Source organism: Brevibacillus sp. GCM10020057 (assembly GCF_042683565.1).
Lineage (GTDB): Bacteria > Bacillota > Bacilli > Brevibacillales > Brevibacillaceae > Brevibacillus.
Map to the genome: position 1 here is coordinate 1 of NZ_JBHUJW010000026.1, position 10,189 is coordinate 10,189.

Here is a 10,189-nt window from a genome sequence, read left to right on the forward strand (position 1 = left end):
TAAAATCAAGGCACAACGCAGATTTCCTCCTTTTCAGTGGTTGTCTCGACAACTCCCACGATAGAGGAACATCTGCGTTTTTTCAATGTCTAGCACGGGTTATGGTGATGAATCAAATATTAGGCAATTTGTAATTTATTGGACTGGTTCTATTGTAGTATACCATAGGATGAATTAGCTTGCGCCGTAATTGAAATAAAAGCAATGAGGGAATCAATGCTATAGAGCTTTCTGTGGAGTAAGCTGAAATATGAAAACCTCACTAAGGAAAATTGTACTTTATTTTGCTGTACGGGGGATATTTACATTTTCCCCACCAATCTATATACCCATCTCTCCGCTGTATCCTTTTGATGGTCCCTCAATTTTTTGATATTCAAATCAGCATACTGATCTAACATATCGCTATAAAAAGAACGAGCTACCCTTAGCGGGTAGCTCGACCAATAGGCTTCATTCAGTGTTGTAGCATCTTGGAGGTTTCCACTTTCAAGTACAACAACTACCCTTCCCCTACTCCACCGTCACACTCTTCGCCAAATTCCGCGGTTTATCCACGTCCAGGCCGCGGGCGACGGAGGCGTAATAGGACAGCAATTGCAATGGAATGACGGCTAAAATCGGTGTCAGCATTGGCAGCGTGGATGGCAGGTAGATCACTTCGTCGACGGTCTTGGCGAGGTCGGCGTTGCCTGCGGTGGCAAATCCCAGAACGCGTGCGCCGCGGGCTTTGACTTCCACGATGTTGCTCACCATTTTTTCGTAAATGTCCGGTTGCGTGGCCAGGGCGACTACAGGTACGTTTTCTTCGATCAGCGCCAGGGTGCCGTGCTTCAGTTCGCCGGCCGGGTATGCCTCGGAGTGGATGTACGAGATCTCTTTCAGCTTCAGGGAGCCTTCCAGGGAGACCGCGTAGTCCAGGCTGCGTCCGATGAAGAACAGGCTGTTTACGCCTTTGGTGCTCTCTGCAAAGTGGCGCACCTGCTCCGCGTCATTCAGCATGGAGGCGATTTGCGACGGGATCTCTTGCAGATGGTCCACTACCTCCGCTACTTCCTGCGCAGACAGCGTGCCTTTTACCTGAGCCAAATAGAGGCTGAACAGGTACAGGGCAACTACTTGGGACGTATACGCCTTCGTGGACGCGACCGCTACCTCTGGGCCTGCCCAGGTGAAGATGACCTCGTCGGATTCGCGCGCGACGGAGCTGCCTACTACGTTGGTGATCGCCAGTACCTTGACGTTGCTCTTCTTCGCTTCACGCAGGGCAGCCAGAGTGTCGGCCGTTTCACCGGATTGGCTGATTACGATCATCAAGGTGTTGTCCGTGTAGATCGGATCGCGGTAACGGAACTCCGATGCGACGGCTACCTCTACAGGAACGCGGGTCCATTTCTCGATCACGTCTTTTCCGACCAGACCTGCGTGCATGGAGGTACCGCACGCCACGATGTAGATGCGATCGTACTTCGCCAGCTCGGCATCGCTCATTTTCAGCTCAGGCAAAATCACGCGTTTTTGCTCCTGATCGATGCGGGCGCCCATCGTGTCGCGGACGGCTTGCGGCTGCTCGTGGATTTCCTTGAGCATAAACGAATCGTAGCCGCCTTTTTCCGCTTGCACCAGATCCCACTCGACGTGGAACAGCTCCCGCTCGATTTTCTCCCCGGTCTGGGCATCCATCAGCTCGACGCCATCCCGGGTCAGTACGGCCATTTCGCCTTCGTTCAAAATGTACACGTCGCGCGTATGCTCCAGAATGGCTGGAATATCGGAGCCGATAAAGCTTTCGCCATTCCCTACGCCGACAACCAGCGGGCTTGCCAGACGGACGGCAACCAGCTTATCCGGCTCATGCTCCGTCATGATTCCCAGTGCGTACGCACCGCGCATGCGCTGTACAGCCTTGCGGGCAGTGGAAACGATATCGCCATCGTACAGGTCAGCGAGCAAGTGAGCGATGACCTCTGTATCGGTCTCGGAAGTAAAGGTGTACCCTTTTTTCAGCAGCTCTTCCTTGATCGGCAGGAAGTTCTCGATAATGCCGTTGTGCACCACGGCGAAAGCGTGCTTCGCATCGGTGTGGGGGTGGGAGTTTTCGTCAGACGGTTTTCCGTGTGTCGCCCAACGCGTATGCCCGATCCCCATGAAGCCGCCGAGCGGACGGGATTGCAGACGCTCTTCCAGCACAGCCAGACGGCCCTGTGCTTTATCCAGCTCCAATCCGTTTTCGTTCAGTACAGCGACACCAGCCGAGTCGTAGCCGCGATATTCCAGCTTGCGAAGCCCCTCGATGATGATATCCTGCGCTTGTTTATTTCCAATATAGCCTACGATTCCGCACATATTTGATAATCCCCTTCCAAATAAGGCGGGGGACACAACCCAAAGCCAATGGTACGGGGATGTGCCCCCGCCATTCCATTTATTTTGATATATTCACTGTTTTTTCATCGTTCACGAACCTTTGCTGCGTATCACGCGCAAGCTTTTGTCCACCGGATCTCTCCGCTGATTTGTACCTGCGCTCCGCGGCAGTGATACAGCTGCCGGGAGGTATCCGCCGAAATCTTCGATAAACCTCCACCTCGTCCACTGGGCCTGTTTCCGGTCGACCACAGTGCTGGCGCTTTCCAACGAATATTGCGTTGCTTTCGTGTCTTCGGTCTTTTTCCGTCATCGCCATCCTTTCCGTATGCTGATTGTGCAAAGTTCCAGATGCACATGAACACTTTACCACATCCCGCCCTTTCTCACAATCATATCTTTGTCATTTACTTGTATGCAAAAAAGGAGCGGTTCGGAACCACTCCCTTTTGCTGCTTTTCTTTACACGAGCTCTTGTTTGACGACGTCGACGATGCGATGTACCAGACCTTCCAGCTGGTCTGCATCCGGTCCTTCTGCCATGACGCGAACGATCGGCTCGGTTCCGGAAGGACGCACAAGCACGCGGCCATTGCCGGCCAGCTCTTCCTCGACTTCGCGGATCGCCCGCTCGATCGCCTCGTTGCCATTGAGCTTGGATTTATCTTCGACCCGTACATTGACCAACAGCTGCGGGTACTTCACCATGACCTTTTTCAGCTCAGACAAAGGCTTGCCCGACTCCTTGACGATGTTGAGCAGCTGCAGACCTGTCAGCAGCCCGTCACCTGTCGTATTGTAGTCGAGGAACACGATGTGGCCGGACTGTTCGCCGCCCAGGTTGTAGCCGCCGCGCAGCATTTCTTCTACGACGTAACGGTCCCCTACGGCTGTCTTGGTCGTATTGATGGAGCATTCCTCCATGCCTTTGAAGAACCCCATGTTGGCCATGACGGTGGTGACGACCGTGTTGTTGTTCAGCTTTCCTTTGGCTTTCATCGCCCGGGCACAAATCGCCATAATGTAATCGCCATCGATGATCTCGCCGGTCTCATCCACAGCGATACAGCGGTCCGCATCCCCGTCAAAGGAAAGACCCAGATCAGCTCTATGCTTCAGCACTTCTTCCTGGATGCGCTCCGGATGGGTCGAGCCGCAGTTTTCGTTGATATTGACGCCATTCGGGTTCGCTCCGATCGTAATGACCTCTGCGTCCACGTCCGCAAACAGGCGTGCTGCCAACGAAGACACCGCTCCATTCGCGCAGTCGAGCACGACCTTCATGCCGTCAAACCGCTCGGATACTGTGCTTTTCAGATGGGAAAGGTATTTTTGTCCGCCCTCCAAAAACTCCAGGACAGTCCCGATATTTTCCCCAGTCGGGCGAGGCAGTGTATCCTCTGCCGCATCCAGGTATTGTTCGATTTCTGCTTCTACGTCATCGGACAGTTTAAAGCCGTTGCTGCCGAAGAACTTGATGCCGTTATCCGGAAACGGATTGTGGGAGGCGGAAATCATGACACCCGCATCTGCCCCCAGCGCTCGGGTGAGATATGCCACACCTGACGTGGAGATGACACCCAATCTGACCACTTCTGCTCCGACCGACAGCAGGCCTGCCAAAAGTGAGCTTTCCAGCATTTGACCGGATATCCGCGTATCGCGCCCAATCACTACCTTTGGCTTGCCTTCTTGTTTGTGTCTCGTGAGAACATAACCGCCAACGCGTCCGATTTTAAATGCCAGTTCGGGTGTCAGCTGTGCATTTGCCACACCGCGTACACCGTCAGTTCCGAAATACTTCCCCATGTTTGTCCCTCATTTCCTTCCTTGTGCACACAACAGCTTATGCCTACCTCTGCTTGTTCGTGATTTCTACTGTAACCTTCTTGGGTGCGCTGCCCGATGGCTGAATGTAATCCGATTGGTTGAAAATGTAGTTCAACGCCACCTCATACACGCCAGCCGGCATATTGCTCACATCAGCGACCACCTGCAAGTCTTCCGGCCTCAACTGATGTAATATCTGTGCCGCCCCTACGGCATCAAAATCAATCGTAGACATCTCCTGACCGTCCGTCGACAGTACCTTGGCCTGCAAGTCTTCCGACAGCCCGCTGATGCGGATCGGAATTTTTTCCAGGCGCTTGGTGGTCGAAGGCACTACTTTCAGTGACACCTTCAAATACTCCGGTTCCACTTTCACGATATTTTCCAGTACCGGCATCTTTAGCTCTAACAGACGATCTGAAGTAATGTTGCTAAGGTCAATCTCCGGACCCGGGTACGTGCTCGCCTTCATGGCGTCGATAACCTCTTTTGGTCCAAAAACAGTGACTTCTTCCACATTCATATCCACACTAGCCAAACTATAGCCATTGGGCATTTCATTCGTCAAGTTTAATTTGATCGGCACCTTGACGAACGGGCTCGTGACAGGGATGTTCACCTCGACCGTGAGCGGCACGACGTCAGCTCCCTGAATCACATTCCCCGACTTGTCCACCACTTTGAGCGGAACGGTCGTCTTGATCGCGGATGTCGCTCCTTCCAGATCGACGGATGCCTTGACAGCGGCTACTTTGTCCACCTGGCTCTCCGGCACGCGCACAAGCGCACGGAACGGCTTCACGATCGGCTCCCCAGCTGTATACCCGGGCGCGACTGTCCCGAGCATCTCCACGTTGACTTCCCGCTCGACCGTCTTCTTCTCCTCCAAGGTGATTTCCACGGTGTTTGGAATAATTCCTACCTTGACTTCATCGGGAAAGCCCTTGTACTGAACAGGAACCTTGTGCGTTCCTTTGCCCAGTCCAGTCGCATCGACGTAGACTTCCATCGAGTCCGTAGGGAAAAAATTGTGGCGGTAAAACGGATTGTTGCTCTCCAATGCTACCTTGACCGTCCGCGGCTGCTTGACGACTTGATAACGATCGGTATCGTATTTGACGTGCAGGTTGACGCCATCAATAAAAACAGGCTGACTTGCTTCGGGGGTCGTCGTCTGTTCTGTTTCCAGATTCACGACCATCCACATCATGACAGCCAACAAAAGAGCTACCGCTCGAGCAAACCAATGACTATTCAACCATTTATCCATGTTTTCGCCTCCATTGCCAACGACTTCCCATGGATTTGCTCTTTGACAGAGGCGTAAGCTGTGCAGTCAAAATCTCTGCCAGCTGCTCCTCCGTCAGGTTGCGGTTCATGGCGCCGTGCGCGGCAAAAGACACCTGTCCCGTCTCCTCCGAAACGATAATGGACATGCCGTCAGACACTTCGCTGACGCCGATTGCAGCACGGTGGCGCGTCCCCAATTCCTTGGAGATTGAGTTGTTTTCAGACAGCGGCAAATAACAGGCGGCAGCCAAAATGACGTCCTTGCGCATAATGACAGCACCATCATGCAGCGGCGTATTCGGGATGAAAATGTTGATCAACAGCTCGGAGCTGACTCGTCCGTTGATCGCAATCCCTGTCTCTACGTAGTCATTCAATCCCGTCTCACGCTCAATGACGATCAGGGCGCCAATCCGCCGCTTGGCCATGTACGTGACCGATTTGCACACTTCTTGCACCAGACGGCTGACCACCTCGTCGTCCTGAATGGTGCTGGAGCGGGAAAAAAGCTTGCCCCGTCCCAATTGTTCGAGGGCACGCCGCAATTCCGGCTGGAAAATGATGACGACCGCCAGTACCCCGAAGGTAAAAGCTTGCGACATCAGCCAGTGCAACGTCGTGAGCTGAAAGTACTTGCTGAGAAGCCAGGTGATCACGATGACCATGATCCCCTTCAACAATTGTACCGCGCGCGTCCCGCGTATGAGCATGATAATTTTATAAATCACGTATGTAACGAGTAAAATATCCGTTCCATACCGTAGCAAATCCCCATAATCCAACGATATCATAACGAAGCCCCCATATCTCGCTTCATCTCTTTGAAGCCAGCCCATCTTCTGTGGAAAAAGCACGGCTCCGCTGCCGTGCTGTTGATGCTGTACTCTCTATTTTCTCTTATGGCAAGACGGGAAGCAAGTCATTTCCAATATTTTTCACTTCATACCAGATCCAATCCACGATGGCTTCGATGGATTCTGTGTTCCCGGCCACCTGCGCCGTCGACGCGACGAACACTTTTCCTTCGATGGCAACGACGTTTCCTTTTACTTGTCCCTGCACTTCGACATTTCCGTTGCGAACTACCAGATCACCGTCAATGCTGGTTCCGGCCGGCACGACGACGACGTTGCGTTCACGATCTATTTTCAGTTTATCCATATTGGCGGAAGATACTTGCAGGATATTGTCCCGATCGAACCAGTTGGCGCACAGGCTGCCTGTCATCAGACAGAGAAAAACCGCCGCTGCGGTGAGGAACGGATGTCTGCGCAGCCAGCTCGAAAACAGGCTTTTCTTCGTTTCCGGAGGCAATTGCGCAAGTACGCGGGCCGTAAAATCAGGAGAAACGTGAATATGTGAAGCACTTTGCACAAAGGCGATGGCCCGCTGCAACTCGTGCATGTGCTTGCGGCAGCTCACACAGGTTCTCATATGTGTTTGCAAATGCTGATTGGTTAGCTCGTCAGCGTCCCCATCCAGATACTCATGAATGAGAATAATCATTTCCCGGCATTCCATCTTGATTTTCTCCTTTCTCACATCAATCGCAACTTGCTGCGCAATGCTTCCCTGCCGCGGTGAATCCTCGTTTTGATGGTCGTCACAGGCAGTTTCACGATTTCACTTATCTCCTGCAGCGACAAATCCTCGATATACCGCAAGATCATGATGGACCGATATTTCGGCTGCAGATGGGACAATGCATCCTGAACGGTTTCCTGCAGCTCCTGCGTCACGACCTTGTCTTCCGGCGTACGCTCGTTGGAAGACAGGCGCGAGTACCAGTCCATCCCATGCCCTGGCTCCGTTTCTTCGTCCAATGATAAGTCAGGTCGCTTCTTGCGCCCGCGATCGATACATAAATTGGTCGCAATGCGGTAGATCCAGGTTGAGAACTTGTAGCCTTCATCGTACGTGTGCAAATTGGCGTATACCCGCAAAAAGGTCTCTTGCGCAATATCCTCCGCATCCTGACGGTTCCCCACCATACGATAGGCGAGCTGGAATATTTTATCTTTATAAATCTCGATCAACTCGGCAAAGGCCTCTCGGTCACCGCTCTTTGCTCGTTGAGTCAACCGCTTCTCTACAAACTCCATGCGATCCTCCCCACAATACCGTATTTCTTAATACGGTTGATACTGCGAATGGTTTCGTATCTTTTCTTGTTTGAACAGGCAAGTTGTCGGGAATTACAGGAATAAGCGCATCGTTATGCTTTATATAATGTAGTGATGCTAGCTCTTTAATCCAACCGCTGTAAAGGAGAGTGGGACAAATGTCAAAAAATGATGTTCTCCTCCAAATTGAAAAGCTGCGAAAAGAACTGAACGACCAGTATAAAGCACATAAATCCATTACACCGGAGCTTGTAGAACTTAGTGTACAGCTAGACCACCTGCTAAACGAGCTGCATCTTCACCCTTAGAATGTACTGTTTTCTCCCTTCAGTGTAAAGATGCGGAAATACAAAAGAGAGGAGCCTTTTGGGCAACCTCTCTTTTCGTTTCTCATCTGATTGCGGTTTACAGCAGCTTGTCTCCAAAGGCAGAACTCATCAAGGCTACCGCCACGCGCGCCGTCAAGTTTTCGTTGTCGAGAATCGGGTTGACCTCGACGAATTCAGCCGAGCAGAGAATATCTGCATCCGCCAGCATTTCCAGGGAGACATGGCCTTCCCTGTAGGAAATTCCCCCGATTACCGGTGTCCCTACGCCCGGAGCATCGTGCGGATCGAGGCCATCCAGGTCGAGGCTCAAGTGTACGCCATCTGTATGCTTGGATACGTGTGCGATCGCTTCCTCCATAACACGGGCCATGCCCAGCTTGTCGATCTCGTGCATCGTAAAGACTTTCATGCCGATGCGTTTGATCAGCTCTCGCTCGCCTTGATCCAGATCACGCGCCCCGATGATCACGACATTTTCCGGCTTCAGCTTGGGAGCCAGACCGCCGATGTTAACCAGGCGCGGATGACCGTAACCCAGGCTGGCCGCGAGCGGCATCCCGTGGATGTTTCCAGATGGCGAGGTCTCTCCCGTGTTCAAATCACCATGAGCGTCGAACCAGATGACACCCAGGTTCTTTACATGTCTGGCTACGCCCGCGATCGTGCCAAGAGCGATACTGTGGTCGCCTCCCAGTACAAGCGGAAAACGGCCCTCTTGCATGATATCGCTTACAACATCCGCCAGTTTTTCATTCGCTTCCACCACTTCATCGAGGTATTTGTGATTTTCCGTCTCCGTGAAATGATGGGGACGCGTTACAGCAATATCTCCCCGGTCCTGAATGTTCATTCCCATTTTTTCCAAGCGAGCCACTACGCCTGCATAACGAATGGCACTCGGCCCCATATCTACTCCACGTCGGTCCGCCCCCAAATCCATTGGTACACCGACAATGCTGATGTTCTTGTTCATGTTCGTGCCCCCATCCCTACGGTTCTTTTCTCACTGCAACACCTCTATTGTAGCCTCGAAAAGGAAATTGACTCAACTCGACAAGATCTTGCATAAATAACCTCTCCGGATCATTCTGCGGGCACAACAAAAAACGAGCAGCGACAAAGGCTGCTCGTTTCCATTACATTCGATGGAGCGGGTGATGGGAATCGAACCCACGCGACCAGCTTGGAAGGCTGGGGTTCTACCATTGAACTACACCCGCAAAAAACTGGTCGGGAAGACAGGATTCGAACCTGCGACCCCTTGGTCCCAAGCCAAGTACTCTACCAAGCTGAGCTACTTCCCGATTTATTCTTAAATATCTCTGAACAAAAGATGATGCAAACAAGAAATGCGTGCCCTGAGAGATTCGAACTCCCGACCTTTTGATTCGTAGTCAAACGCTCTATCCAGCTGAGCTAAGGGCACACGATGCTGTTTGATTTCAGAAAATGGATGTAAAAACTGGTGAGCCATGAAGGACTCGAACCTTCGACCCTCTGATTAAAAGTCAGATGCTCTACCAACTGAGCTAATGGCTCGTGCAAATGGCTGGGGTACTAGGATTCGAACCTAGGAATGACGGAGTCAAAGTCCGTTGCCTTACCGCTTGGCTATACCCCAATGTCCATAAAATAAAAAATGGTGGGGAGAGACGGATTCGAACCGCCGAACCCAGAGGGAGCAGATTTACAGTCTGCCGCGTTTAGCCACTTCGCTATCTCCCCATTTTTTATTGGTGGTGGAGGCTGACGGGATCGCTTCCTCCTTGCGCCACTACATCGAATCATCAACGCTAGCAAGCAAGATCAGAAGTACCCGAGCATTATCTTCCAAGAGTTTACTCCGAGGGTGAACCGGAACGGTGAGATCCCGAGCCGGAACCAGAACGAAGCAAATGGTGGAGGCTGACGGGATCGAACCGCCGACCCTCTGCTTGTAAGGCAGATGCTCTCCCAGCTGAGCTAAGCCTCCATCATGGTGACCCGTAGGGGATTCGAACCCCTGTATGACAGCGTGAAAGGCTGCTGTGTTAAACCGCTTCACCAACGGGCCAGATTGAAATATTTCTTCTCCAAATCCAGAGAGCGAGCATATTTAAGGCCCACTTCATTTTTTGGAGTTGAAAAATCATGGTGCTCCCGACAGGAATCGAACCTGCGACCTCTTCCTTACCATGGAAACGCTCTACCGACTGAGCTACAGGAGCATAAAGATGGCTCCTCGGGACGGACTCGAACCGCCGACCGATC

Annotated in this window: 8 protein-coding genes and 9 tRNA genes; 1 reads left to right on the top strand and 16 read right to left on the bottom strand. The window is 52.1% G+C overall.

The annotated features are described in order from the left end of the window. Nucleotides 1–513: 513 nt before the first annotated feature. From glmS to sigW, 6 genes are all read right to left on the bottom strand, one after another. The gene (glmS, locus tag ACFSO0_RS08945; RefSeq protein WP_376879113.1) at nt 514–2,346 is read right to left on the bottom strand and encodes a glutamine--fructose-6-phosphate transaminase (isomerizing); all 1,833 of its coding nucleotides are present in this window, start codon (nt 2,344–2,346) and stop codon (nt 514–516) included. Nucleotides 2,347–2,829: 483 nt separating this feature from the next. Beyond that, complete coding sequence (gene glmM / locus ACFSO0_RS08950) at nt 2,830–4,176, bottom strand: phosphoglucosamine mutase (RefSeq protein ID WP_376879116.1); 1,347 nt, start codon at nt 4,174–4,176, stop codon at nt 2,830–2,832. A gap of 43 nt (nt 4,177–4,219) precedes the next feature. Further along, complete coding sequence (locus ACFSO0_RS08955; protein WP_376879118.1) at nt 4,220–5,467, bottom strand: CdaR family protein; 1,248 nt, start codon at nt 5,465–5,467, stop codon at nt 4,220–4,222. Next, nucleotides 5,460–6,278: a diadenylate cyclase CdaA gene (gene cdaA / locus ACFSO0_RS08960; RefSeq protein ID WP_376879121.1), complete on the bottom strand. Its 819-nt coding sequence runs from the start codon at nt 6,276–6,278 to the stop codon at nt 5,460–5,462. Before cdaA ends, ACFSO0_RS08955 begins: the two co-directional genes overlap by 8 nt. 106 nt (nt 6,279–6,384) lie before the next feature. Beyond that, entirely contained in the window at nt 6,385–7,008 is a 624-nt protein-coding gene (locus ACFSO0_RS08965) for a zf-HC2 domain-containing protein (protein WP_376879123.1), read from the bottom strand. 17 nt (nt 7,009–7,025) lie between these two features. Further along, on the bottom strand, nt 7,026–7,589 hold the full coding sequence (gene sigW / locus ACFSO0_RS08970) for an RNA polymerase sigma factor SigW (protein WP_376879125.1): 564 nt from the start codon (nt 7,587–7,589) through the stop codon (nt 7,026–7,028). A 179-nt stretch (nt 7,590–7,768) separates the two neighbouring features. Here sigW and ACFSO0_RS08975 point away from each other — a divergent pair, with 179 nt between their 5' ends. Further along, nucleotides 7,769–7,918, top strand: coding sequence for a Spo0E family sporulation regulatory protein-aspartic acid phosphatase (locus ACFSO0_RS08975; protein ID WP_376879128.1), 150 nt, complete (start codon nt 7,769–7,771; stop codon nt 7,916–7,918). A 97-nt stretch (nt 7,919–8,015) separates the two neighbouring features. On the opposite strand, the gene rocF is transcribed toward ACFSO0_RS08975, so the two are convergent. The 10 genes from rocF to ACFSO0_RS09025 all read right to left on the bottom strand — a co-directional run bounded on the left by rocF (nt 8,016) and on the right by ACFSO0_RS09025 (nt 10,146). Beyond that, nucleotides 8,016–8,912, bottom strand: coding sequence for an arginase (gene rocF / locus ACFSO0_RS08980; RefSeq protein WP_376879130.1), 897 nt, complete (start codon nt 8,910–8,912; stop codon nt 8,016–8,018). Between the two features lie 173 nt (nt 8,913–9,085). Further along, a tRNA-Gly gene (locus ACFSO0_RS08985) sits at nt 9,086–9,159 on the bottom strand. Between the two features lie 7 nt (nt 9,160–9,166). After that, nucleotides 9,167–9,243, bottom strand: a tRNA-Pro gene (locus tag ACFSO0_RS08990). 48 nt (nt 9,244–9,291) lie between these two features. Beyond that, nucleotides 9,292–9,365 (bottom strand) — tRNA-Arg (locus ACFSO0_RS08995). Nucleotides 9,366–9,402: 37 nt separating this feature from the next. Beyond that, nucleotides 9,403–9,478 (bottom strand) — tRNA-Lys (locus ACFSO0_RS09000). Nucleotides 9,479–9,485: 7 nt separating this feature from the next. Beyond that, nucleotides 9,486–9,560 (bottom strand) — tRNA-Gln (locus ACFSO0_RS09005). A gap of 19 nt (nt 9,561–9,579) precedes the next feature. Then, nucleotides 9,580–9,664, bottom strand: a tRNA-Tyr gene (locus ACFSO0_RS09010). A gap of 171 nt (nt 9,665–9,835) precedes the next feature. Then, nucleotides 9,836–9,911, bottom strand: a tRNA-Val gene (locus tag ACFSO0_RS09015). A 4-nt stretch (nt 9,912–9,915) separates the two neighbouring features. Then, nucleotides 9,916–9,992 (bottom strand) — tRNA-Glu (locus ACFSO0_RS09020). Nucleotides 9,993–10,070: 78 nt separating this feature from the next. Beyond that, nucleotides 10,071–10,146, bottom strand: a tRNA-Thr gene (locus ACFSO0_RS09025). Between the last annotated feature and the right edge of the window lie 43 nt (nt 10,147–10,189).

Excerpts from the sequence above, each read along its gene's own strand:
- ACFSO0_RS08965 (WP_376879123.1), bottom strand. The coding sequence starts at position 7,008 with ATGGAATGCCGGGAAATGATTATTCTCATTCATGAGTATCTGGATGGG.
- cdaA (WP_376879121.1), bottom strand. The coding sequence starts at position 6,278 with ATGATATCGTTGGATTATGGGGATTTGCTACGGTATGGAACGGATATT.
- sigW (WP_376879125.1), bottom strand. The coding sequence starts at position 7,589 with ATGGAGTTTGTAGAGAAGCGGTTGACTCAACGAGCAAAGAGCGGTGAC.
- ACFSO0_RS08975 (WP_376879128.1), top strand. The coding sequence starts at position 7,769 with ATGTCAAAAAATGATGTTCTCCTCCAAATTGAAAAGCTGCGAAAAGAA.
- ACFSO0_RS08955 (WP_376879118.1), bottom strand. The coding sequence starts at position 5,467 with ATGGATAAATGGTTGAATAGTCATTGGTTTGCTCGAGCGGTAGCTCTT.
- glmS (WP_376879113.1), bottom strand. The coding sequence starts at position 2,346 with ATGTGCGGAATCGTAGGCTATATTGGAAATAAACAAGCGCAGGATATC.
- glmM (WP_376879116.1), bottom strand. The coding sequence starts at position 4,176 with ATGGGGAAGTATTTCGGAACTGACGGTGTACGCGGTGTGGCAAATGCA.
- rocF (WP_376879130.1), bottom strand. The coding sequence starts at position 8,912 with ATGAACAAGAACATCAGCATTGTCGGTGTACCAATGGATTTGGGGGCG.